Consider the following 23,093-nt stretch of genomic DNA (forward strand, 5'->3'; position numbering starts at 1 on the left):
TCTCCATGAGCGACACCCTTCTCACGCCAGGGACGGCGGAGCCCTTCGTCTCCGCCGAACTGTACGCGCGGGTCCAGCAGTTCTACGCCCGCCAGATGGGCCTGATCGACGACGGCCGGCCCGCCGAATGGGCCGAGACCTTCACCGAGGACGCCACGTTCCAGGAGGCCAGCCGGCTGAACGCCCCGGTCGAGGGACGCGCCGCGATCCGTGAGTCGGCCACCGCCCGGCAGGCCCGGCTGGACACGGACAAGATCGACTTCCGGCACTGGCTGGCCATGCTCGATGTCCGCCCCCAGGCGGACGGCTCACTGCGCACCCGTACCTACGCGCTGGCCATGCGCACCCCCCGGGGCGGCGCCCTCGACATCTTCGCCAGCGTCGTCTGCCACGACCACCTGGTGCCGGCGGACGGCGGCTGGCAGGTCCGCGAACGCGACCTCCGCCACGACGGCTCCGGCCGGGACTGAGGAGTTCCCATGAAATTCGGCATCGTCTTCTTCCCCACCGTCGGCCCCGCCGACCGGTCCGGCCGGCAGTACTTCGACGAGGCGCTCCGCCTGGTCGACCTGGCCGAGGAACTCGGCTTCCACCATGTGAAGATGGTCGAGCACTACTTCTTCCCCTACGGCGGCTACAGCCCCGACCCCGTGACCTTCCTGGCCGCGGCGGCCGGCCGGACCGAGCGGGTGCGGCTGGGCACCAGCGCGACCATCCCCGCCTTCCAGCACCCCGTCAAACTCGCCGGCAAGCTGGCCATGCTCGACAACATCTCCGGCGGCCGGGTCGACGCGGCCTTCGGCCGGGCCTTCCTGCCGGACGAGTTCAAGGCGTTCGGGATCCCGCTCGACGAGTCCAAGGACCGGTTCGTCGAGGGTGTCGAGGCCATCAAGCGGCTGTGGTCCGAGGAGGACGTGGTCTTCGAGGGCCGCTTCCACCGGTTCGGCCCGGTCACCCTGCTGCCGCGCCCGGTGCAGCAGCCGCACCCGCCGGTGTTCGTCACCACCGCGCGCAGCGCCGAGGCCTGCGCCGAGGCCGGCCGGGCGGGCCACAGCCTCCAGTCGGTGCCGAACGTGATGTCCACCGAGGAGATGCAGAGCCGCGTCGCGAGCTACCGCGCCGAGTGGGCCGCCTCCGGCCGCACCCCCGGCACCGAGCAGATCCACTTCAGTTACCCGTGCGTGGTGGCCAAGGACGGCGAGGAGGCCCGCGGCAAGGGGCGCTACGACGACGAGCGCAACACCGCCGCGATCCGGGACGCCGTCGCCTCGTGGGCCGACACCCGCTCCGACGCCTACCCGGGCTACGAGAAACTGGCCGAGGCCACCAGGACCTCCCACTTCGAGCAGAAGCTGAAGCACAACAAGCTGCTGATCGGCTCGCCCGAGCAGGTCCGCGCCCAACTGGAGCAGATCGCCGAGTGGTTCGGCGACGACATCACCATCAGTCTGGGCGTGCACTCCGGCCATCTGTCCTTCGAGGACGCGGCCACCTCCATGCGGCTGATGGCCGAGCGGGTCATCCCCAAGCTGAAGGAGGGCCGGGCGTGAGCGGGACCCCCACGCAGAACACCGGGGCGGCCGGCGGCGGGCCGCGTACGGTCACCGTCATCGGCGCCGGCACCATCGGCCTGGGCTGGATCGCCCTGTTCCTCGGCCACGGTCTGCGGGTGCGGGTCAACAGCCGCCGTGCGGACGCGCCGCGCGTCGTCGCGGAAGCCCTCGACCTGTTCGCGCCCTATCTGCCCGAGGGCACGGCCGACCCGGCGGGCTTCGCCGCACGCCTGGAGTTCGAGCCCGACCTCGACCGCGCGGTCACCGACGCCGATGTCGTCGTCGAGAACGCGCCGGAGAACCTGGAGCTCAAGCAGGAGTTGTTCGAGCGGATCGGCAAGGCCGCGCCGGCCGGGGCGCTGATCCTGTCCTCGACCTCCACCCTCGGCCCCGACGACCTGGGCGCGAGAATGGCCGACTCCTCGCGCCTGGTGGTCGGCCACCCCTTCAACCCGCCGCACGTGGTGCCGCTGGTGGAGGTCGTGGCCGGTGAGCGCACCTCGCCGGACGCGGTCCGCGAGGCGGTGGAGTTCTTCGAGTCCGTCAGCCGGGTGCCCGTCGTGCTGCACAAGCCGATCCTGGCGTTCGCCGCCAACCGGCTCCAGTCCGCGCTGCTGCGCGAGTCGGTGCATCTGGTACGCGAGGGTGTGGTCACCCTGGAGGAGCTGGACCGGGTGGTCACCCACTCCATCGGTCTGCGCTGGGCCACCGTCGGCCCCTTCCTCGCCTTCCACCTCGGCGGCGGCCAGGGCGGTCTGCGCAAGTGGCTGGGCACCCTGGGAGCGGGTCTGGAGCGCGGCTGGGAGGTGCTGGGCCGGCCGTCCATGGACGAGGCCACCGTCAACTCCCTCATCGAGCAGGCGGAGGCCGCGTACGGTTCCCGGACCTACGAGGAGTGGGTCCGGGTGCGGGACGCCCGGCAGACCGCGATTCTGCGTTCGCTCTCCGGCGTGGAGCGGAACGAGGGATAGCGGCGGAAGGCGGACGGACAAGAAAGAAGAAACGGCCCGGGAGGACGAAATCCCTCCGGGTCGTTTTTCCTTTCCCGCTTCCGCGTTCGGGGTTTTTCAGGCCGACTTCACACCGACGAGATCGCGGTGCGCCGTCCGCGGCGGCTCCGGGTTCAGCAGCCCGAGCTGGAGCCGCTTGAGCTCCAGTGAGGGTTCCAGGCCCAGTTCGTCGGCGAGCAGCCGGCGCACGTTCTGGTAGGCCTGGAGTGCCTCGGCCCGGCGGCCGGTCGCCCCCAGGGCGGCGATCAGCCGGCTGTGGAACCACTCGTTGAGCGGGTAGTCGCTGATCAGCCGGCGCAGGTCCGGTATCGACTCCCGGTGCTGGCCCAGCTCGGCCGTGGCCTCGATCCGGATCTCGTACGCCCGGATGCGCAGCTCCTCCAGGTGCGCGATATGACCGGTGAGCACGTCACCCGCGGGGAAGTTGGCGAGGGCAGGTCCGCGCCACAGCTCCAGCGCCTGCCCGACGGTGCGCAGCGCCAGGGCCGCGTCCCCGTCCGCGAGGAGTGTGCGGGCGTGGTTGACCAGGCGTTCGAAGACCTGGACGTCCACCCCGTCGTCGTCCACCTGGATCGCGTACCCGGGCGGGCAGGTGACGATCAGGGGGCGGTCGGGGTCGCCCAGCCGCTCGTTCACGAACATCCGGCGGGCGTGGTACACGTAGGTCTGGAGGGTGGTGACGGCGCTGCGCGGCGGACGTTCCCCCCACAGTTCCTGGATGAGGGACTCGGCCGTGATGATCTCGTTCGGCCGGGTGAGCAGCAGTGCCAGGGTCTGGCAGACCTTCGGGGTGCCGGGACGGTAGGTCCTGCCGTCGTCGGTCACGATCTCGAAGGGGCCCATGAGATTGAATCGCACGGAATTTACTCCTCGTCAGAAACGGGAAAAGGTTTTCTGTTGCGGACCCTGTCGCGGAATGTCGGAATGGAAGGGGGATTCGTGCTCGGGACGCACTTGAGTCTCCAGTGAGCGGATTCCGGGTGCAACCGTCCCCGTGTCAGGCCGATGTCAACTTGCGTCAGGAGTGTGCGCCGCTCCGGTCGGTTTCATTCCGCGCCGTCAAATACGGGACAGCGCTCAGATACGCCGGGGGGCCGCCGCGTCCCGTGCCAGCAGACATTCCTCCAGGAAGGCCAGGGCCCGCAGATGGTAGGTACGGGCGGCCCAGCCCAGGCTGATGTTGTGCCCGGCGTCCGGCTGCCGGTCCACCCGGACCCGCCGCGCGGCCAGCGGAGTCACCAGCTCGCGCAGGGCTTCGTCGTCACACCGCCACCACTGCTCCTGCTCGGCGAACGTGTACCGGACCGGCACCCGCACCCGGGCCGCGAGGCCGGGGTACATCCGCGGCCACAGCACGGTCTCGTGGGCTTCCCGCGCCGGCACGGGTGTCACCAGGCGCTGCCCCAGCCGGAACGCGTCCGGCGGGTACAGGCGCAGTGCCCCCCAGTGCCGACGCCAGGCCCCTCGGGTGCCGGTCCCCGGCAACTGATCGGGTCCGACCGCGAACGCGCTGCCCAGCCCGGAGATGTCCAGCCCGATCAGGCCCGGCGGTGGGTGCTCGCCCGCGGCCGTGGACAGTGCGAGCCGGCCGCCGTTGGAGTGCGCGAGCAGGAAGAATCCCGCGCCGGGCTCGTGCTCTCGGGCGAAGCCGGCCAGGGCCGCGTGGAGCGCCGCGGTCTGCCCGGCCAGGCTCTGCCCCTCGGGCATCGGCCGGGCCGAGGCGCCGTAGCCGGGCCGGTCCAGCGCGAGCACGGTGTAGCCGAGTTCGGCCCCGAGGGCGAGCAGCGACAGTCCGGGCCTGGCCCGGTTGTCGAAATAGCCGGCGCTCATACCGCTGCCGTGCAGGGCGACCACCACCGCCCGGGACGGCCCCTGCCGGGGCCGCGCCAGCAGCCCCGAGAGGGGGATGCCGTCGGCGTCGAGGGTGACGGACCGCACCGCCGGCCCGGCCCCGGCGGAGACCGGGAGATGGCCGTGCGGGCGTGGCGGTGCGGGAGGCGGTGCAGCGGACACGGGGGCAACTCCCAGGGGTTCGAGGGCCGTCGCCGCGGAGACGGCGGCGGTGTGCGGGGATGCGGGGGATGCGGGGATGCGGGGATGCGGGGAAGAGATGACGGGATGACAGGTCGTGCGCGGTCCCGGGAGCCGCGCCGGGCGCGCCGGTGAAGCGGCCGGCGCGGCTCCCGGAGTTCCGCGTGACCCCTCAGCCGGGGGACGCGCTCCCGCGTATCCGCTCCAGCAGGGCCGCCTGGCGCAGCACCGCGGTGTCGAGCGCGGCGCCGGTACGGGCGGCGTCGGCGAAGTCGGCGACCGTACGCAGCACTTGGTCGTCCGCCGGCAGGTCGATCTCCGTGGTCGCGGCCCCACGCTCCAGCCGGACCCGCGGTGGCATCCCGGCCGGCGGGGTGAACGCCCTGTCCACCGTGAGGACGCCCGTGCTGCCCCACAGTTCGTACCCCGACCGGTAGGCGTGGTCCAGCCCGAAGGTGAGCTGAGCGCCCACTCCGGCGGCGTCCCTGAGCAGGGCGGCGCCCGCCGTGTCCACGGCCCGGCCGGGGCCGCCCCGTACCAGGGTGGCGCCGACAACGTCCAGGTCCTCGCCCAGGAAGTGCAGGGCGGCGCGGACCGGGTAGACGCCGGTGTCCCACAGGGCGCCGCCGCCCAGCGCCGGGTCGTACCGGATGTCGCCGTCGGGCAGCCGGGGCACCGTGAACGCGGCACGGAAGGCCCGGACCTCGCCGATCGCCCCGTCCGCGACCAGGTGCCGCACCGCGGCGTGCTGGGAGTGGTGGACGAACATCACGTTCTCCCGCAGGGCCAGCCCCGAGGAGGCGGCCAGCGCGGCCAGCGCGGCGGTCGCCGCCGGGTCGGTGGTGAGCGGCTTCTCTCCCAGCACATGCTTGCCGGCCTCCAGGGCCGCCCGTACCCACCGCTCGTGCAGAGCCGCCGGCAGCGGTACGTACACGGCGTCGATGTCGGGGCGGGCCAGCAGCTCCGCGTACCCGTGCACGGGCTCGCAGCCGGCTTCCGCGGCCGTCTCCCGGGCCCGGCGGCCGTCCCGGGAGGCGATCGCGACGAGCTCCGTGCCGGGACAGGCGCGGAAGGCCGGCAGCATGCGGCGGCGGGCGATGCCGGCGCAGCCGAGCACGCCGATGCGCAACGGTTCCATCAGAGTCGGACCGCTCCCGAGGTCAGGCAGGACAGCAGTGTGCGGGCCTGCACATTGAGGTAGTGGTTGTGCCGCAGCAGACGGGTGAGCTGGTACGGGGTGACCCACAGATAGCCCGGCGGGGCCTGGAGCGGCGCGTCCGTCTCGTCCGCGTCGACGAAGAGGTAGCGGCTCTCCGCGTTCAGGAACCGGCCGCCCTCCTCCGAGTGCACCGCCTCGTACCGGATCCGCGACGGATCGGCGTTCAGCACCGTGTCCAGGAACAGCGGGCGCTCCGTCAGGTGCGCGTAGTTCGAGGGCGTGTACTGCACGGTCGGCCCCAGCTCGACGGTGTCCTTGAACCCGGCCTCCACCCGGGCGTGCGCGAGCAGATGCGGGGCCCCGTCGATCCGCCGGGTGAGGAACGCGGTCATCCCGAGGCCCTTGGGCTCGAACAGAGGCTGCGTCCAGCCGCTGACCTCGCGGCTGCCGGCCTGCACCGAGGCGGCGACCACACTGAAGTAGCGGCCGTCCTCGTGGTCGATCGACCTCTCGCCCCACCGCCAGCCCGGAACCTGGTTCAGCGGGATCAGTTCCGCCTCCACGTCGTGCCGCGCCCGCTCGGAGGTGAACCAGGACAGCAGCTCGGTGTCGGAGTGCAGCGCGACGCCCTCGGCGTCGGAGAACGGGGCGCAGGCCAGCACGGTCCGCGCGTCCATGTTGATCACGTTGTCACGGCGGAGCAGCTCGCCCACCTGACCGAGCGTCAGCCAGCGGAAGTCCTCGTGGAGCGGGACCTCGCCGAGCGCCTCCACGATCATGTTGCGGTTGCTCTTGCGGTAGAACCAGGCGCCGTGCTCGGACTGGAGCACATCCGTCAGCACCCGGCCGCGCGAGCGGTCGGTGAAGTAGTCGAGGTAGCGCACGTCCGCGCCCCGGTGGGCCTTGGTGTAGTTGCTGCGGGTGGCCTGGACGGTGGGCGAGATCTGGAGCAGGTTGGGGTTGCCCGGCTCCATCTTGGCCTGCATCAGCAGGTGCAGCACGCCGTCGAACTCCTTGACGACGATCCCCAGGATGCCGACCTCGGGCTGCTTGATGATGGGCTGGTGCCACTGGCGGTACGGGCCGGAGGTGGTCGCCACCCGCAGCCCCTCGACGGTGAAGAACCGGCCGCTGCGGTGGACCAGATTGCCGGTGTCCTGCTGGAAGGACCAGCCGTCCAGCTCCGCGAACGGGATGCGGTCGACCTGGAAGCGGTGGGTCGCACGGCGCTCGTCGAGCCAGCCGGCGACGTCCTCGGTGCGCAGATGGGAGCTTTCCGGCGTGGCCGCGGAGCGCGCGAAGCGGTGCGGGAGCTCCCGGTCGAGCCGGGAGCGCAGCCGGACCGCGCCGGCGGGACCGGCGGGGGCGGGTACGGAGCCGGCGGCGATCGTGGCCGCCGTGGTGGTGGGTGCGGTGGTCATGAGTGGGCCCCCACGAATTCCTTCACCGAGGTGATCACATAGTCGAGCATCTCGTCGGTCAGCGCCGGGTAGACCCCGACCCAGAAGGTCTGGTCGGTGATGATGTCGCTGTTGGTCAGCTCTCCGACCACCCGGTGCGGGCTGCCGATATAGGCGGGGTGCCGGGTCAGGTTGCCGGCGAACAGCCGCCGGGTACCGATCTTGCGCCCCTCCAGGAAGTCCACCAGGGCGGCCCGCGTGAACGGGGCGTCCGGGTCGACCGTGAGCGCGAAGCCGAACCAGCTCGGGTCGCTGCGTACGGTCGCCTCGGGCAGCAGCAGGTGCGGTATGCCGTCCAGGCCCTCGCGCAGCCGCTTCCAGTTGCGGCGCCGGTCCGCGCAGAACCGGTCCAGCTTGTCGAGCTGGGACAGGCCCAGCGCGGCCTGGATGTCGGTGGCCTTCAGGTTGTAACCGATGTGACTGAAGATGTATTTGTGGTCGTAGCCCTCGGGGAGCGTGCCCATCTGGTAGCTGAACCGCTTGAGGCACTTGTTGGTCTCGCCCGGCTCGCACCAGCAGTCCCGGCCCCAGTCACGCAGCGATTCCACGATCCGGGCCAGCGCCAGGTTCGAGGTGAGTACGCAGCCGCCCTCCCCCATGGCCAGATGGTGGGCGGGGTAGAAGCTGACCGTGGTGATGTCCCCGAAGGTGCCCGTGAGCCTGCCGTCGTAGGTGGAGCCCACCGCGTCGCAGTTGTCCTCGATCAGATAGAGGTCGTGCTCCTCGGCGAGCTGCGCGATCTCGGTCGCCTCGAAGGGGTTGCCCAGCGCGTGCGCGATCATGATCGCCCGGGTCCTGGGGCCGATCGCCTCGGCCACCCGGGCCGCGGTGGTGTTGTAGGTGCCCAGCTCCACATCGACGAAGACCGGGATCAGCCCGTTCTGGATGATCGGGTTGACCGTGGTCGGGAAGCCCGCCGCGACCGTGATCACCTCGTCGCCCGGCCGCAGCCGGCGGTCCTCCAGCAGGTGCGAGGTGAAGGCGCCCAGCGCCAGCAGATTGGCGGAGGAGCCCGAGTTGGTCAGATGCGCCTTGCGGTGGCCGAGCCTGCGCGCGAACCGCGACTCGAACCGGCGCGCGCTGGGGCCGGCGGCGATCCGCATGTCCAGCGCCGCCTCGACGATGGCCGTACGGTCCGCCGCGTCCAGCACCGCGCCGGCCGGCCAGATCTCCGTCGTCCCCGGCACGAAGCGACGTTCGTTCTGGAGGTCCTGATGGTATTTCACGGTCTCGTCGAGGATCAGTCCCTTGTGGGCGTTCATGAGGCGCTGCCTTCCTGGTGCGGTCGGGCGGACTGTTCGCTTCGGTGCTTGACGGCCTTCCACCAGCCGGGGTTGTCGCGGTACCAGGCGACGGTCTCGGCGAGCCCCCGCTCGAAGGGGACGCGCGGGGCATAGCCGAGTTCCTCGCGGATCTTGGTCTCGTCCAGGGCGTAGCGCAGGTCGTGGCCCTTGCGGTCGGCCACCTGCCGCACCTGGGACCGGTCGGCGCCGCAGAGGGCGAGCAGCCGTTCGGTGACGTCCCGGTTGGTCCGCTCGTCGCCGCCGCCGACGTGGTAGATCTCGCCGGGCCGCCCCCGGTCCAGCACCAGGGCTATCGCCCGGCAGTGGTCGTCGACGTGCAGCCATTCGCGGACGTTGCGCCCGTCGCCGTACAGCGGAACCGGCTTGCCCTCCAGCAGGTTCGTCACGAACAGCGGGATCAGCTTCTCGGGGTGCTGGTACGGGCCGTAGTTGTTCGAGCAGCGGGTGATCGACACGTTCAGGCCGTGGGTGCGGTGGTAGGCACGGGCGATCAGGTCGGACGCCGCCTTGGACGCGGCGTACGGGGAGTTGGGCAGCAGCGGCCACTCCTCCGTCCAGGCGCCCTCCGCGATCGAACCGTAGACCTCGTCGGTGGAGACATGGACGACCCGCTCGACGCCGGCCGCCAGGCAGGCGTCCAGCAGGGCCTGGGTGCCGCCCACATTGGTGCGGACGAACTCGGCCGCGGACCGCACCGACCGGTCCACATGCGACTCGGCGGCGAAGTGGACCACCGCGTCATGGCCGGGCAGGACGCGGCCGAGCGGCTGTGTGTCGCAGATGTCGCCGCGGACGAACTCCAGCCGCGGGTGCGCCCGGGGCAGGTTGTCCCGGTTGCCGGCATAGGTGAGCTTGTCGACCACGGTGACCCGGGTGTCTTCGTGCCCGGGGTAGCCGCCGTCGAGCAGGGTACGGACGAAATGCGAGCCGATGAACCCGGCTCCGCCGGTGATCAGCAGTCGCATGCCGTCGCCTCCGGGCCGGTTCGGACCGGGGTGCGCTGCGTCATGGGGTGCTCCTCGCACGGGTGGGAGAGAGAAACCGGAAAGCAGAGGGGAACGAAGAAGCGGAAACAGAGAAGGGGAGGCGGAGAAGAGGAGGCGGAGAAGAGAAGGAGAGGGGATGGCGAAGTGGGCGGGGACCGGGCGGCGAACGCGCCGTACGGGGCGGGGAGTCGCGCCCGGCTCAGGCGCCCGGCGCGGCGGCGGTGTCGCCCCGCCAGGTGCGCGGGCCGAGGAACCCCCGGACCCGCTCCGGTCGGCGCCAGCCCGCCGACGCCGGCCCTCCGTTCGCCGTGCCGGTGTGCTCGGCCTCGGCCGCCGCCGCGCGGGCCAGGACGACGGCCGTCAGCGCGGCCAGTTCCTCGGCCTCGGGGCGGCCCTTCAGCACACGGATCACCTGTGGCGCGCCGGCCGCGCTCGTCATGGGTGCCGCGCTCGCCGTGGTCGCCGCACTCGTCATGGGCGCCGTGGGCGCCGTGGGCGTCGTGGGCACAGTGGGCGTCGTGGGCACAGTGGGCCTCGTGGGCGTCACGCCCGTCCCTCCTTCTCGCCACCGGACCGCGCGCGGCGGACCGGTGCCTGACGGGCACTCACTGCGGGGGGTTGCCGTGCTTGCGCGCGGGCAGGTCGGCGTGTTTGGCCCGCAGCATCTCCAGCGACCGGATGAGCACGGAGCGGGTCGCCCTGGGGTCGATGACGTCGTCGACCAGTCCCCGCTCGGCCGCGTAGTACGGGTGCATGAGCTGCTCCTTGTACTCCGCAACCCGCTGCGCCCGGACCGCCTCGGGGTCGTCGGCGGCGTTGATCTCCCGGCGGAACACGACGTTCGCCGCGCCGTCCGCGCCCATGACCGCGATCTCGTTGGTCGGCCAGGCCAGGGCGAGATCCGCGCCGATCGACCGGGAGTCCATCACGATGTACGCGCCGCCGTACGCCTTGCGCAGCACCAGCGAGATACGGGGCACGGTCGCGTTGCAGTACGCGTACAGCAGCTTCGCGCCCCGCCGGATGATGCCGTTGTGCTCCTGGTCCACCCCCGGCAGAAAGCCCGGCACATCCACCAGCGTCACCAGCGGGATGTTGAACGCGTCGCAGAACTGCACGAACCGGGCGCCCTTCTCGGACGCCTCGATGTCCAGCACGCCCGCGAACGCCGACGGATTGTTCGCGACGATGCCGACCACGTGCCCGTTCAGCCGGGCCAGCGAGCACACCAGGTTCGGTGCCCAGGCGGAGTGCACCTCGAAGTGGTCGCCGTCGTCGACGATCTCCTCGATCACCGCGCGGATGTCGTACGCCTGCCCGGCCTCCAGCGGGACGAGGTCCAGCAGCCGGTCGTTCAGCCGCTCGGCCGGGTCCCCGGGCCGCTCCGACGGAGCCAGCTCGCGGTTGTTCGAGGGCAGCAGCGACAGCAGATGACGTACGTCCTCGATGCACTCCTCCTCGGAGTCGTACGCGAAGTGAGCGACGCCCGAGGTGGCCGCGTGCACATCGGCGCCGCCGAGACCGTTCTGGGTGATCTCCTCCCCCGTCACCGCCTTGACGACGTCCGGGCCGGTGATGAACATCTGCGAGGTCTCGCGGACCATGAACACGAAGTCGGTGAGCGCCGGTGAGTACGCCGCGCCGCCCGCACACGGCCCGAGCATCACCGAGATCTGCGGGATCACCCCCGAGGCGCGGGTGTTGCGCCGGAAGATGCCGCCGTACCCGGCGAGCGCGGTGACGCCCTCCTGGATACGGGCGCCTGCCCCGTCGTTGAGGGAGACCAGCGGGACGCCCGCCGCCTCCGCCAGATCCATCACCTTGTGGATCTTCGTGGCATGGGCCTCACCGAGCGCGCCGCCGAAGACGCGGAAGTCGTGTGCGTAGACGAACACGGTCCGGCCGTGCACGGTGCCCCATCCGGTGACGACCCCGTCACCGGGCGGCTTCCTCGCCTCCAGCCCGAAGCCGGTCGCGCGGTGCCGGCGCAACCCCTCCACCTCGGTGAAGGAGTCCTTGTCGAGCAGCAGGGCGATCCGTTCGTACGCGGTCAGCTTGCCCTTGGTGTGCTGGCGCCGGGTTGCCTCGGGGTCACCCTCGCGGGCCGTTCCCTTGAGCTCGTGGAGTGTGTCGACCCGGCGGTGGATCGTGTCCGCCGTCCCGGCCGTGTCCTGTGCTGTGGTCATGGATGCGCCTCCATGGTTCGGTGTGTCGGTCGGCGGTGCGCCCCGGACGGAGCGGTCGAGCGGTCCGGGAGACCGGGGCGCGGGCGGCGGGATCAGGAGCGGCCGGAGCAGGCCGCGGCGTCGGGCGGCCAGCTCCCCGTCAGCCACACGCCGGGCACCTGGCGCACCTCCGCGACGGCCGGGGGCGTGCCCCGCACGGCGGCCGACGCGGCGTGGGTGGCGCGGCAGGGAACGCCGAGCACCGTCCACTCGCTCGGGTGCCGGCCGGTGTCGGTGCCCAGATAGTCCTCGGCGGGTGAGCGGCTCAGCCCCGTCCCCAGCCCCTTGAGGTAGGCCTCCTTCCGTGTCCAGATCCGGCCGAACAGCTCCCGCCGCGCCTCTCCGGCCGGTGTCCCGTCCAGCTCCGCCCGCTCGTCCGGGTGCAGGGCCCGGGAGCAGATCTCCACGGTCTCGGCACGGGGCAGCTTCTGCACATCGACACCGATGGGCCGGCCGGCCACTCCGACCAGGGCCACGGAGCCGCTGTGCGAGAGCGAGAAGTGCAGCGGCGGGGGCAGCGGAGCGACCGCCGGCCGGCCGTGTGCCTCCCCGCAGCCGGGGCACGGCTCCCGCACGAACCGCACCTCCTCGGGCCGCGCGGTGGTGTAGCACGCGATCAGCCGGCGCAGCGCCACATGCGCGGCGGTGTAGAGCAGTCCGTCGGCGGGGCGGACGAAGGCGTCGGCCCGAGCGCGTTCACGGTCGTCCAGTTCGGTACGGGCCAGGGCCAGGGCGTCGGCACCGGCCCCCGTGGGCCCGTGGATCAGCCACAGGTCGACCCGGTCCGGGGCGACGGTGAAGGTGCAGGGCTCGTCCGGTCCTGGCAGACGGACCGTGGTGGTGGCGACGGGGGGCGGGGTCGTGGGTGAGCACACCGGGCGGGCGGGCGGCGCGCCGGGCGCGGCCGGCGGCGCGTACACCGCGAATGCGCCCGGACGGACCCGCCACCGGCGCGTCCGGGCACACTCGGCGTTGTGCTCCTGCGGCACGGTCAGTGCTGCCGGCCGGCGGCGCGCTCCTCGGCGAACCGCTTCGCGTGGTTCAGCGTGGCCGTGCTGTTGGTGGACAGGGCCGTGCGCACATACGCCTTGGCGTCCTCGACGGTGGCCCCGGGACCGAGTACACGGGCGATGTTCGCGGTGTTGAGGGTGACCGTGTGCTGGGAGGAGGCCAGCACCCCCTGGTCGTGCTCGGTGAAGGTCCAGTACCCGGTGTGCAGGGTCATCAGCGCCGGCAGCGTGGTCTGCTTGTAGGCGATCCGGTGGTGCGGGAAGGTCACCCGGTACGAGACGGTGGTGTGGGTCGAGCCGTCCTTGGCCCGTGTGTCCATCTCCAGTTGCTGGAGGCCGGGAGTGTCTTCGCGCAGCCGCACCGTGGCGACGTGCGGGAGTCGCTCGTGCCAGCGGTCGGCCTCGTTGACGAAGTCGTAGACGTCCTTGACGGATCCGTCGATCCGCACGGTGTCCTCGAAGGAGAACGTCAGGCCGTCCTCGGCGTGTGCCCTCTCGACGTTGCTCTTCAGGGCCGCCAGCTCCGAGCGGGAGTTGCGGTCGACGGCCTGGTCGATCCACTCCAGATGCGCCGGGTCGTCGTCCACGGCCCGGTAGTCGTGCAGGAGACGGACCCGGGACTCGGAGTCCCCGAGCGGCTCGATGATCCAGGTGCCGCCCATGGCGGCGACCGGGGAGGCGGGGACCTCCTGGCGGAAGGTGATCCGCAGTCCCTCCGGGTCCAGGGTGCGGCGCGAGGTCCAGTTCTTGGCCTCGCCGTTGGCGGTGGCCCAGATCCGGATGCGCTCCTCGTCGCCGTGCTCCTCGACCTGGTCGACATAGATGGTCGGCGGGAAGATCCGGGGCCAGTTGCGCACCTCGGCGATCAGACGGTAGACGGCGGCGGCCGGAGCGGAGATCGTGATCTCGTGCTCCACTTCGCGCGGGCCGGGCTGCGACATGCTCGGACTCCTTGGGGGTCTCGGTTCGGTCCGGTGAGGTTCGTCGGTTTCGGTTGCGCACTGGTTCGATCTGGTTCGGTCCGGTTCGGCCATGTCCGGCCGTGTCCGGCCGTGTCCAGCCGCGTCCGGCCGCGCTCGGTGGTGCGATCGGCCCGGCTCAGAAGTTGCCCAGGCCACCGCAGACGTTGAGGGCCTGGGAGGTGATGGAGCCCGCGGTGTCCGACGCCAGATAACCGACGAGTCCGGCGACCTCCTCCGGTGTGGAGTAGCGGCCGAGCGGGATCTTCGCCTGGAACTTTTCGAGGATCGCGTCCTCGGTGGCGTTGTAGGCGGCGGCGTACCCCTGCCGCACCCGCTGCGCCATCGGGGTCTCGACGTACCCCGGGCATACGGCGTTGACGGTGATGCCGGTCGGCGCCAGCTCGTTGCCCAGCGCCTTGGTGAAGCCGACCACCCCGTGCTTGGACGCGGAGTAGGGGGCGCCCAGCACCACGCCCTGCTTGCCGGCGGTGGAGGCGATGTTGATGATGCGGCCGCGGCTCTTGGCCCGTAGACCGCCGGTGTTCAGTGCCTCCTTGGTGACGCGGAACACCGAGTTGAGGTTCGTGTCGATGACGTCGTGCCACAGCTCCGCGTCGATGTCGGCGGTGACACCGCCACCGGACCGGCCCGCGTTGTTGACGACGACGTCGATGGTGCCGAAGCGGTCCACGGCGGCCTGGATCCACGCCGTCACACTGGCGTCGCTGCGGACGTCCACCACACCGCCGTCGGCCTCCAGGCCCTCGTCCACGAGCTGCTTGACGGTCGCGGCGACGTTCTCCTCGCTGCGCGCGCCGATGAACACCCGGTGGTTCCGGGCGGCGAGCAGGCGGGCGACGGCCAGCCCGATGCCGCTGGTCGCACCGGTGACGACGGCGACGCGCTTGTCCTGATCCGACATGTGTCTGGTCTCCCAATCAAGAAGAGATGGCTGATACGGCGCGGCGGGGCCGCCGCGTCGGTGCGGCGGCCCCGCCGGAAACGGCCGAGGGGGAACCCCGAGGAAGCCCGGCGAACCCCGGGAAACCCGAGGAGGTCCGGGAAGAGGGCGGTCCGGGAAGACCCCGAGGGGAAGGAACTCAGGCGTCGACGAGGGCCTGGATGCTCGCGTTGACCGCCGCTATCAGGGCGCGCGGCGTGCGGTTGTCGGTGATCACGTCGTCGTCGAGGGTGATCCCGTACTCGCGCTCGATCCGGCCACCGGTCTCCAGCAGCGCCAGCGACTCGTAGCCCAGCTCCTCCAGGTCGGTGTCGAGGATGTCGCCGTTGAGGTCGACGCCCTCGTCCGCACCGGCCCCCTCCAGGAGGATGCGCTTGAGGTCCTCGATGGTGAACTCCTGCTTGGACACGATCAATCCCTTCCTAGGCTGCCGTGCGTCCGAACGGGGCACGGGCGAACAGAGCGCCCGCGGCCGTCGCGGGGGACGGTCGGCCGCGGGCGCGGTACGGGGGGCGGGCCGGACCGGTCGAGGACCGACGGCCGGCCGGTCATGGTCCTGGGCGCGCATGCCCGGCGCGATGCCCGGCTCGGTCATCGGCGCGGTGACCGGCGCGGTGACCGGCGCGCGGTGACCGGCGCCGGGCGCGGGGCGAACACGCGGGGCGAACACACCGGCAACGGCCTCCGGCGTCACGGCCGAAGAGCCCCCGAACACACCGCACCGGATTCTGGTCTCCAGCTTCTTCGGCCGAGGCCGCCCTTTCAACAGCGTCGGTTCAAGGGTTGCGTCAGGTTCTCCAAGCGCGTGTCCGCTGCGTCCCGGATACGCAAGGCACACGTCAGGAACGTGTGAAACCGCCGGCCCGGCACGCGGCGACCAGCAGCGGCGTGGACATCCGCTCCCGTACCCGCGAGCCGGCCGGGGACGGTCCGGTCGGAACCCCGCAGGCGGTGGAGAGCACGAACCCGACTGATCGGCTTCTCCGACCTCGACCAGCGGGAACTCGTCGCGAGCGAGGTGCTCCCGCGACTGGAGGCCTGAGAGCCGGGCCGCCCCCGGTCACCGGTCCTGCGAGAGCTCCAGGAGTTCGGCGAACGTGCCGCCCGCGTGGACGAGGTCGTCGTACCCGCCCTGTTCGGTGATGCGGCCCTGTTCCATGACCACGATGTGGTCGGCGATCCTCGTGTTCTCCAGGCGGTGTGTCACGACGATCGTGATGCGGTCCGCCGCGATGGCCTTGATCTCCTCGAAGATCCGGTGCTCGCCCCGTGGGTCCATCTGCGAGGTGGGCTCGTCCAGGATCAGCAGCGCCGGGCGCCGGTACAGGGCCCGGGAGCAGGCCAGGCGCTGCCACTGTCCTCCGGACAGCTCCGCCCCGCCGAACACCTCCTTCGCCAGGAGGGTGTCGAGGCCGTCCGGCAGCTCCTCGACGGCTTCCCGCATGCCGACCGCGTCGACGGCTTTCCACACCGGCCCGTCGTCGAAGGTTCTGGGCTGGCCCAGCGTCACGTTCTCGCGCACCCGCAGCGGCCATTGGGCGAAGATCTGCGGCACCAGTCCGGTGCGGGCCCAGACGGTGGCCGGGTCGACGGCGGCGAGATCCGTGCCGTTCCAGGTCACGCGGCCCTTGTCGGCCAGGTAGATACCGGTGATCAGGCGGGTGAGCGTCGACTTGCCCGAACCGTTCACCCCGACGACCGCGAGGATCTCCCCCCGCCGCAGGGTCAGGGAGACACCGTTGACGGCCGGCTTGTTCTTGCCCGGGTAGCGGTAGGTGACGTCCTCCAGCCGGATCTCCTCCACGGGGGCGCCCACGGTCCGTTCCCCGCGCCGGGACGCCCGATCGCCGGCGTCGTCGAGGAACGCCTGCATATCGCTCAGATAGAGGCTCGTGTGGAACACCGCGGCGCCGTTCATGATGACCTGGGACAGTGCGGCCAGGGTGGTCTGGACGGCGACGACCGCCGTGGCCGCGACGGCGAGCGCGACCCGGCCCGTCACGGCCAGCCAGGCCAGTGCCACCCAGGTGGCCACGAGGAAGGCCCCGCCGGCGAGCGACGACACCAAGGCGATGCGCAGGGTCCGCGGGGCGGCGGCGAGGGTGCGCCGGTCGACCCGCTCCGACAGGGAGCGGTACCAGTACAGCAGGTAGTCCGTCATCCCGTTGGCGCGGACCTCGTCGCCGTACTTGGGCGTCGTCGACCACCATCGCATCATGCCCCGCACATTGCGGTCGGCGATGTTCGCGTAGTGGATCTCGTAGTCGATCCGGGCGGTGAGCACGGCCCCGACGCCGGCCGGGAGTACGGCGAGGAGGAGGAGCGGCAGCATCAGCACGTTCAGGACGGAGAGGACACCGGCGGCGGTGACCATCCTGACCAGGGCCGACAGGAAGCGCTGGGCGTCGGTGACCATCACGTGCGTACGGATCACCCCCATCTCCGCGGCCTCCTGCCGGTCGGCGAACCCGTCCACCGCGTAGGCCGCCGCCTCGACGCGGCAGACCGCCTCGACCAGGGCGGTGTCCGTGACGGTCGTGAGCCTGGGGGTGATCCGCCGTTCGGCGTACATGGCCACGGCGGACGCGCCCCGGGTGAGAGCGGAGGCACCGGCCACGACCAGCAGGGCCGGCAGAGCCTCGTGCAGCCGGTCGGTGACGGCGCCGCCCGCGAGGATCGGACGCATGGCACCGGCCGTGGCGGTCAGCAGCACCGCGGCGGCCACACCGGTGACGAGTTGGCAGAGCAGGAGCAGCAGGACGGCCCGGCGGTCGATCTCCCAGGACATCCTGGCGATACGGCGCAGGACCGAGGGGAGCTGCGCGCACAGTGTGCGGAAGGAGACCTCGCCCAGCGGGTTCACGGAGTACTCACCCGTGTAGGTGATCTCGGCGGGCGGCGGCGGTGGCGGGAGCGGCGGCGGGGTCACGGCGTGCGTGTCCTGGGTATCGGCTGAGGTCAACTGCGTATCTCCTGCTCGGTCGTCGGCATCCGTTCGGTGTCACCGGGGTCAACGACACGGGCAGCGATATCGAACACACGTATTTGAGACGGAGCGGATTCCGCGGAGGAGCACGAGCCGTGCGTGGTGGGGAGTGCGTCCGGCCTTGGGGCGCGCGGGAAGGCCCCGGGCACGCGGATGGCCGAAACGCCGAGGCCGATGCCCCTGTGGCGGAAGGGGTTCGCCACCGCCGGAGGGCCCGCGCGGACAGGCCCTCCGGCGCCGGGTGATCAGGCCTGGTAGCGGGAGTGTTCGATGTGCCAGACGTAGGAGGACGCGAGGGATCCGACCGCCTGGGCGTGAGCGCTGAGCGGGCCGCCGCCGGTGGTGGTCAGTTCGGTGATGCGCAGGCCGGCCACGGCGGCCCGTTCCTCGCACATGCGGGAGGCCAGCCGGAACGCCTCTTCGAGGCCGCACGCGTGCTGCCGCATCAGAAGGGTGGGCAGGCCGAGGGGGGCCGGGCCGTCGGCGGCCGCCTCCTTCCCGTACGAGGCGAGGTCGTTGATCCAGCCCGCGAGGTCGGCGACGGCCGCCTCCAGTTCCCGGACGGCGGCGGAGGACCGCTGTCGCTCGGTCAGTTCGTATCCGAGGGTGATGCCGGCGATCGCCATGACGGTCCGTACGAAGACGGTGTGCGGGCGCATCGCGCGGTAGTCGTCCAGGGTGACGTGGTCGGGTCTGCCGAGGTGATGCGCCTCCCAGAGGATGCCGAAGAGGTTGTCCCGCAGATGCGCGGTGAGCCGCAGGTACTGGGTGGGCGTGGACCGTTCCGCGAACCGCGTCAGGAGGTCGTGCAGAGCGGCGCCGAAGACACCGGGCGCGCGCGGCGGGCCGTCGTGTCCGGCGAGGAGGTGTACGCACTCGCTGATCCGGCGCGTCAGCCGGGCCGGGTCCCGGGCCCCCTCGGCCTCGCCGTACGTGTCGTCGAACGCGGCCAGCCACAGGAGGAGGTCGGCGGAGAGGAAGAGCGCGTCCCGGCCGGCCGTCGGGAAGGTCAGGGCCATCCCCTGGCCCGTGATGTTGCAGAGGGCCTTCCGTGCGCCGGGCGAGCCGATCAGCGGGAAGTCGTCGAGCCAGGCGGCGGTCTGCCGCTCGATGTCATCGGCGTGGGGGCTGGCCGGGAAGGGGCCGGGGAAGGAGCCCAGGAGGTCGGGCATCGGCAGGGTGGCGGGGGGCCACGGGCCGGTGCGGCCGGAATCGCTCATGCCACGCTCCCCGCCGCCACGTGCCCTCTGGACTCGGCGATCATGTCGAGGGACGAGGGGTGCACGGTGATCGCGGGTACGGGCCGGACGGTGGCCCCCGGGGTGGGCCGCAGCCGCCAGCGTGACGCGACGAGCGCCGTGATGACGACGGCCTCGGTCACCGAGAACTGATCGCCGATGCACATCCGTTTGCCGGTCCCGAACGGCATGAAGGCCCCCCTCGGCGGCTGGGGGCGCTCGGGGAGCCAGCGGTCCGGGTCGAAGCGCAGCGGATCGGGGAACAGCTCCGGATCCCTGTGCATCGCGTAGGGGCTCCACATCACATCGGTGTCCCGCTCCAGGCTGAACTGCCCGAGTCGCACGGGTGAGATGGTCCGCCTCGTCAGGATCCACGCGGGGTTGTGCAGGCGCAGGGTCTCGTCGATGAGTCTGCGGGTGAAGGTAAGTTGGGGAATATGGCTCGCGGTGAGCGGCTCCCCGGCGAGCACGGTGTCGACCTCCTCGTGCAGCCTGCGCTCCAGGCCGGGGTTGCGGCCCAGTTCGTGGAAGAGCCAGGCGAGGGTGACCGCGGTGGTCTCGGAGCCGGCGGCGAGCAGCGCGGTGACCTCCGCGATCACCTCCTGGTCGGTCAGTGTCGCGCCGTTCTCGTCCTCGACGGTCAGGAGCAGCGAGACCAGGTCCTCGTAGGCGTCGGGGTGGGCCCGGTGGTCGGCGATGATGGCCTTGATGGCGTCGCTCAGCACGGTGTTGGCGGCCCAGGCCCTGCGGTTGCCGCGGGTCGGCAGCCGTTCCAGCGCGGAGATGGGCACCATGGCGTGCCGGAGGGCGGCCTTGAAGACGGTGTCGACTCCGTTGAGGATCGCCTGTGCGGGGCCGCGCTCCGGGGTCGAGGAGAACAGCGCGGCCATGACGACGCCCTGGGCCATGAGCTGCATCTCGTTGCTCACGTCGAGGGTCTCCTGGTGGCGCCAGGCCGAGACGGAGGGCTCCGCGGTGTCCCGCATGGTCGTGATGTAGCCCGCGACCTGCTTGCGGTGGAGGGCCGGCTGCATCATGCGGCGCCGGTTCAGGTGCTTCTTCCCCTCCGCGACCGGCAGGGGGTCCCCACCGAAGATCTTGAGCTTGTCGAAGAGCAGACCCTTGTTGAAGTGGTCGGACTTGCTGGTCAGCATCTCCTGGAGCAGCTCGTGCGAGTTGATCACGGTGATGGACTTCGGGCCGACGGTGAGGCGGACGACGGGCCCGTGGGCGCGCAGGCGCTGGACGTACTCCAGGCGGTTCCTGAGCAGGGGGAGGGCGTGTCCGATGAGCGGTACCCGCCGCGGGGCGATCGGCGGAACGTGGAGGTCGGCAGTCACGTGTCTGTCCTTGTCGCGTCTGGTCGGTTCTCGGGTGGGCGTGGGGCGGGGTGGTGGCTCAGGGGTGACGGGTGCGCAGCATCTCCCGCACGGCGAGGACCTCCGCCTCGATCATCGCGGCGGGCGCGTACAGGGTCTTGTCGTGCCACAGGGCGGGGTGCCGGTGGCCGGGGCCCCACGCGGCCTCCAGATACGCCGCGGCGCGCTCCAGAGCGCGGTCCAGGGCGCGGGCGGAGTGTGGCCGCCCCGTGGGGAGCGGGTGTCCCGTGCGGGTGGCGGCGGCCAGCAGGATCTTCACGGCGTACGCGGTCTCCTCGACGGTGCCGTCCCACACGCCCCAGGATCCGTCGTCGCGCTGTGTCTCCAGCGTCCACGCGGCGGCGGCGTCGACGGCCGCGGACGTGTGGCCGGCTCCGTACCCGGCGAGCGCGGTCACGCAGCGCTCGGTGGCGTAGTAGGGGGAGGCGTGCCACTTGTCGGGCCACTGTCCGTCGGGCCGCTGTACGCCGACCAGCCAGTCGCACAGCTTGTCCGCCCGGGGGCCGTAGGTGTGCCGTGCCCCGGGGTGCTGCCGCAGATAGCTGTCCAGGGCCTGGAGGGCGTGGGCGTTCGCGGTCACCGATCCGGTGTCCTCGCCGATGTAGCAGTCGTAGTGGCTGCCGTTGTGGAACAGGTCGAGCGGCGCGGGATCGCGCGGGCGGCCGACGAGCGAGGCCACCAGCACGGCCATGGCGGTGTCGTCGGCGTCCGTCATGAGGCCGGGCGCGCCGCGCACTCCCCGGGGATCGTAGAGCCGCTCGGCCCACTTCCGCAGGGTGGGCAGGGTGGCGGCGGGGAGCTGGGCTCGGGAGAGCGCGGCGGCGACCCACAGCCGTTCGAAGACGAGGACCGGGGCCGCCTCGGGGAAGAGACCCCCGTAGCGCTCCGCGACAGGTTCGAGATCCGCGATGGCGCGCGCGGTGGCGCCGGGGGCCCGTGAGGCCGCCGCGCGGGCGGCGGTGGCGGCCGGCGAACTGCCGAGGAGGCCGGGCACCTCGGCCACGAGCGCCTCGGGTATGTGGTCGGCCAGGCCCTCGAACGTGTGATGGAACTTGACGGGCAGGCTGCCGGCTGACCCGTACCGTCGCGCCACATGGGCGGGCGTCGCCTCGTGGTAGCCGCCGGGGACCCTCGCCCGCGGCCCGGGGTGCCACTCCCCGAGACCGGGTGTCCCGTCGGTGGCCGCCAGCTCCGCCTGCTCGTTGATCCTGGCGACGAGGCCGGGGACGAGGATCTCGGCCGCGGCCGTGTCGGGCCACGGTCCGGCCGCCGGAAGGGTGCGCAGCGCGGCGAGCCCGCGGTTCACCGCTCCCGCGAGCCGGCCGGTGACCTCGGCGGTCGTGGTGCCCCGCCGCAGGACCGCCAGCGCGGCCTCCACCGCGCTGAGTGTCGGCAGGAGCCGGTACGGTTCAGGCCCCTCGCCCCAACTGCCGTCGGGCGCCTGCTCTTCCAGCAGGTAGGTGACGCGGCGCGGTTCACCGGGCAGCCAGGGCGCCGCGGAGATGACCCGGGCCGTCTCGTAGAGGGAGGGGCGGACGCTGCCCCACTCGTCCTGGTCGGTCCTGGCCACCAGTTGTGCGGCCAGTTCGGAGTACGTCGTGCTCACGGCCGTGTCGCTCAAGGACTTCTTCCACCTCACGGTTGCGATGGCTGGTGTTCTGACGGGTCGTCATGTCTGTCTGGCCGTCGCGGCCCGCGCGATCTGGCGCAGGCGGACGACGGCGGCTGCCGGAAAGGGGGCTCTGTCCAGGGCGGCGAGGGCGGCGTCGTGCCGTGTGGTGATCATTTCCTCCACGGTCTGCCGGGCGCCGGTGGAGTGCAGGATCGAGCGGACCTGGGCGGCCTGGGCCTCGCTCAGGTCGCTCCGGCCGACCAGGGCGCGCAGGGTGTCCAGTTCGGCGGGAGAGGCGCGCTGGACGGCGAGGGCCATCAGTACGGTGGATTTGCCCTCGCGCAGGTCGTCCAGGACCGACTTGCCCGTCTCGGCGGGATCACCGAACACGCCGAGCAGGTCATCACGCAGCTGAAACGCTTCTCCCAGCGGTATGCCGAAGGCGCTGCACGCGTCGAGCACGGGCTGCGTGGCTCCGGCCAGGGCCGCCCCTATGTGCAGGGGCCGTTCGACGGTGTACTTGGCGGTCTTGTACCGGACGACACGGAGTGCTCCTTCGACATCGTCGGAGAGCCGGCCGGTGGTCCGCAGGTCCAGGAGCTGCCCGTACATGATCTCACTGCGCATCGCGGCCACCAGGGGCTGCACCTGGGCCAGCCGGCCCGGGGCGAGCGCGGCCGTGTGGAGCAGCTCGTCCGACCACACCAGGGCCAGGTCCCCCAGGAGGACGGCCGCTCCCAGTCCGTGGGCCTGGGCCCTGGCGTGCGGGCCGCCGTCGGCGGTGTACGCGAGGGCGAGCGCGCGATGGGCGGACGGCTGCCCGCGGCGGACATCGCTGTCGTCCATCACATCGTCGTGGACCAGGGCGAACACCTGGAAGAGCTCCAGACTGGCGGCCGCGTGGATGGCGGCCGTCACATCGCCGGTCGCGCCGGCCGCCTGCCACCCGGTCACGCACAGCAGGGCCCGCAGCCGTTTCCCGCCGGCGAGGAGCCCGCGGAGAGTGCCGGTCAGATACCGCAGCTCCGCACCCGGAGCGGCCTGGTCCTTGGAGTCCAGGAATCCGGTCAGAGCCTCGCCCACCTGGTGCCGCAAGGAGGAGAGGCCCAGCAGACCCGTGCCCGGAAGCGTGTCAGTCATCGGTGGTTGATCCCCTTTTCGGTCGAGAACCGTCATGGCGGTTCTGTTCGGGCAGAGGACGGGGCCGGGGACACGGT

20 protein-coding genes are annotated in these 23,093 nt (G+C 71.8%); 3 read left to right on the forward strand and 17 right to left on the reverse strand.

Going from position 1 to position 23,093, the window contains the following annotated elements; all coding sequences use genetic code 11:
• Positions 1–5 precede the first annotated feature (5 nt).
• Genes ACFYYH_RS19000 through ACFYYH_RS19010 form a run of 3 tightly spaced genes read left to right on the forward strand, consistent with a single transcriptional unit; the run spans position 6 to position 2,524 of the window.
• Positions 6–470 carry a nuclear transport factor 2 family protein gene (locus ACFYYH_RS19000; protein WP_388552011.1) on the forward strand — a complete coding sequence of 155 codons (465 nt, stop codon included), beginning with the start codon at positions 6–8 and terminating at the stop codon, positions 468–470.
• Between the two features lie 9 nt (positions 471–479).
• Positions 480–1,550, forward strand: coding sequence for an LLM class flavin-dependent oxidoreductase (locus ACFYYH_RS19005; RefSeq protein ID WP_388552013.1), 1,071 nt, complete (start codon positions 480–482; stop codon positions 1,548–1,550).
• On the forward strand, positions 1,547–2,524 hold the full coding sequence (locus ACFYYH_RS19010) for a 3-hydroxyacyl-CoA dehydrogenase NAD-binding domain-containing protein (RefSeq protein ID WP_388552014.1): 978 nt from the start codon (positions 1,547–1,549) through the stop codon (positions 2,522–2,524). Before ACFYYH_RS19005 ends, ACFYYH_RS19010 begins: the two co-directional genes overlap by 4 nt.
• A gap of 96 nt (positions 2,525–2,620) precedes the next feature.
• Here ACFYYH_RS19010 and ACFYYH_RS19015 read toward each other — a convergent pair whose 3' ends face one another.
• The 17 genes from ACFYYH_RS19015 to ACFYYH_RS19095 form a co-directional block, all read right to left on the reverse strand.
• Complete coding sequence (locus ACFYYH_RS19015; protein ID WP_388552016.1) at positions 2,621–3,421, reverse strand: BTAD domain-containing putative transcriptional regulator; 801 nt, start codon at positions 3,419–3,421, stop codon at positions 2,621–2,623.
• A gap of 219 nt (positions 3,422–3,640) precedes the next feature.
• Positions 3,641–4,576 carry an alpha/beta hydrolase gene (locus ACFYYH_RS19020; protein ID WP_388552018.1) on the reverse strand — a complete coding sequence of 312 codons (936 nt, stop codon included), beginning with the start codon at positions 4,574–4,576 and terminating at the stop codon, positions 3,641–3,643.
• Positions 4,577–4,766: 190 nt separating this feature from the next.
• Positions 4,767–5,732: a Gfo/Idh/MocA family protein gene (locus ACFYYH_RS19025; protein ID WP_388552020.1), complete on the reverse strand. Its 966-nt coding sequence runs from the start codon at positions 5,730–5,732 to the stop codon at positions 4,767–4,769.
• The gene (locus ACFYYH_RS19030; protein WP_388552022.1) at positions 5,732–7,174 is read right to left on the reverse strand and encodes an NDP-hexose 2,3-dehydratase family protein; all 1,443 of its coding nucleotides are present in this window, start codon (positions 7,172–7,174) and stop codon (positions 5,732–5,734) included. Before ACFYYH_RS19030 ends, ACFYYH_RS19025 begins: the two co-directional genes overlap by 1 nt.
• Complete coding sequence (gene rfbH, locus ACFYYH_RS19035) at positions 7,171–8,475, reverse strand: lipopolysaccharide biosynthesis protein RfbH (protein WP_388552023.1); 1,305 nt, start codon at positions 8,473–8,475, stop codon at positions 7,171–7,173. The genes ACFYYH_RS19030 and rfbH overlap by 4 nt, the downstream gene beginning before the upstream one ends.
• Positions 8,472–9,482 (reverse strand): dTDP-glucose 4,6-dehydratase, encoded by a 1,011-nt coding sequence (gene rfbB, locus ACFYYH_RS19040; RefSeq protein WP_388552024.1) that lies wholly within the window; start codon positions 9,480–9,482, stop codon positions 8,472–8,474. Before rfbB ends, rfbH begins: the two co-directional genes overlap by 4 nt.
• A 220-nt stretch (positions 9,483–9,702) precedes the next feature.
• Positions 9,703–10,050, reverse strand: coding sequence for an acyl-CoA carboxylase epsilon subunit (locus tag ACFYYH_RS19045; protein WP_388552026.1), 348 nt, complete (start codon positions 10,048–10,050; stop codon positions 9,703–9,705).
• 58 nt (positions 10,051–10,108) lie between these two features.
• On the reverse strand, positions 10,109–11,689 hold the full coding sequence (locus ACFYYH_RS19050; RefSeq protein ID WP_388552027.1) for an acyl-CoA carboxylase subunit beta: 1,581 nt from the start codon (positions 11,687–11,689) through the stop codon (positions 10,109–10,111).
• A 92-nt stretch (positions 11,690–11,781) separates the two neighbouring features.
• Positions 11,782–12,648: a 4'-phosphopantetheinyl transferase family protein gene (locus ACFYYH_RS19055; RefSeq protein WP_388552030.1), complete on the reverse strand. Its 867-nt coding sequence runs from the start codon at positions 12,646–12,648 to the stop codon at positions 11,782–11,784.
• A gap of 71 nt (positions 12,649–12,719) precedes the next feature.
• Positions 12,720–13,679 (reverse strand): aromatase/cyclase, encoded by a 960-nt coding sequence (locus ACFYYH_RS19060; protein WP_388552032.1) that lies wholly within the window; start codon positions 13,677–13,679, stop codon positions 12,720–12,722.
• Between the two features lie 157 nt (positions 13,680–13,836).
• Complete coding sequence (locus ACFYYH_RS19065; RefSeq protein ID WP_388552034.1) at positions 13,837–14,622, reverse strand: SDR family NAD(P)-dependent oxidoreductase; 786 nt, start codon at positions 14,620–14,622, stop codon at positions 13,837–13,839.
• A gap of 178 nt (positions 14,623–14,800) precedes the next feature.
• Positions 14,801–15,070: an acyl carrier protein gene (locus tag ACFYYH_RS19070; RefSeq protein ID WP_388552036.1), complete on the reverse strand. Its 270-nt coding sequence runs from the start codon at positions 15,068–15,070 to the stop codon at positions 14,801–14,803.
• A 651-nt stretch (positions 15,071–15,721) separates the two neighbouring features.
• Complete coding sequence (locus tag ACFYYH_RS19075) at positions 15,722–17,623, reverse strand: ATP-binding cassette domain-containing protein (RefSeq protein ID WP_388552038.1); 1,902 nt, start codon at positions 17,621–17,623, stop codon at positions 15,722–15,724.
• Positions 17,624–17,892: 269 nt separating this feature from the next.
• Positions 17,893–18,867 carry a terpene synthase family protein gene (locus ACFYYH_RS19080; protein ID WP_388552040.1) on the reverse strand — a complete coding sequence of 325 codons (975 nt, stop codon included), beginning with the start codon at positions 18,865–18,867 and terminating at the stop codon, positions 17,893–17,895.
• Positions 18,864–20,225 (reverse strand): cytochrome P450, encoded by a 1,362-nt coding sequence (locus ACFYYH_RS19085; RefSeq protein ID WP_388552042.1) that lies wholly within the window; start codon positions 20,223–20,225, stop codon positions 18,864–18,866. The genes ACFYYH_RS19080 and ACFYYH_RS19085 overlap by 4 nt, the downstream gene beginning before the upstream one ends.
• A gap of 58 nt (positions 20,226–20,283) precedes the next feature.
• The gene (locus ACFYYH_RS19090) at positions 20,284–21,885 is read right to left on the reverse strand and encodes a prenyltransferase/squalene oxidase repeat-containing protein (protein ID WP_388552044.1); all 1,602 of its coding nucleotides are present in this window, start codon (positions 21,883–21,885) and stop codon (positions 20,284–20,286) included.
• A 48-nt stretch (positions 21,886–21,933) separates the two neighbouring features.
• Positions 21,934–23,016, reverse strand: coding sequence for a polyprenyl synthetase family protein (locus ACFYYH_RS19095; protein WP_388552046.1), 1,083 nt, complete (start codon positions 23,014–23,016; stop codon positions 21,934–21,936).
• Positions 23,017–23,093 lie beyond the last annotated feature (77 nt).

Source organism: Streptomyces sp. NPDC002018 (genome assembly GCF_042890865.1).
In the GTDB taxonomy this organism is placed as follows: domain Bacteria; phylum Actinomycetota; class Actinomycetes; order Streptomycetales; family Streptomycetaceae; genus Streptomyces.

Coding starts and splice junctions, on each gene's coding strand:
- ACFYYH_RS19000 (WP_388552011.1), top strand. CDS start 6: ATGAGCGACACCCTTCTCACGCCAGGGACGGCGGAGCCCTTCGTCTCC.
- ACFYYH_RS19005 (WP_388552013.1), top strand. CDS start 480: ATGAAATTCGGCATCGTCTTCTTCCCCACCGTCGGCCCCGCCGACCGG.
- ACFYYH_RS19025 (WP_388552020.1), bottom strand. CDS start 5,732: ATGGAACCGTTGCGCATCGGCGTGCTCGGCTGCGCCGGCATCGCCCGC.
- ACFYYH_RS19030 (WP_388552022.1), bottom strand. CDS start 7,174: ATGACCACCGCACCCACCACCACGGCGGCCACGATCGCCGCCGGCTCC.
- rfbH (WP_388552023.1), bottom strand. CDS start 8,475: ATGAACGCCCACAAGGGACTGATCCTCGACGAGACCGTGAAATACCAT.
- rfbB (WP_388552024.1), bottom strand. CDS start 9,482: ATGCGACTGCTGATCACCGGCGGAGCCGGGTTCATCGGCTCGCATTTC.
- ACFYYH_RS19050 (WP_388552027.1), bottom strand. CDS start 11,689: ATGACCACAGCACAGGACACGGCCGGGACGGCGGACACGATCCACCGC.
- ACFYYH_RS19060 (WP_388552032.1), bottom strand. CDS start 13,679: ATGTCGCAGCCCGGCCCGCGCGAAGTGGAGCACGAGATCACGATCTCC.
- ACFYYH_RS19065 (WP_388552034.1), bottom strand. CDS start 14,622: ATGTCGGATCAGGACAAGCGCGTCGCCGTCGTCACCGGTGCGACCAGC.
- ACFYYH_RS19080 (WP_388552040.1), bottom strand. CDS start 18,867: ATGAGCGATTCCGGCCGCACCGGCCCGTGGCCCCCCGCCACCCTGCCG.
- ACFYYH_RS19095 (WP_388552046.1), bottom strand. CDS start 23,016: ATGACTGACACGCTTCCGGGCACGGGTCTGCTGGGCCTCTCCTCCTTG.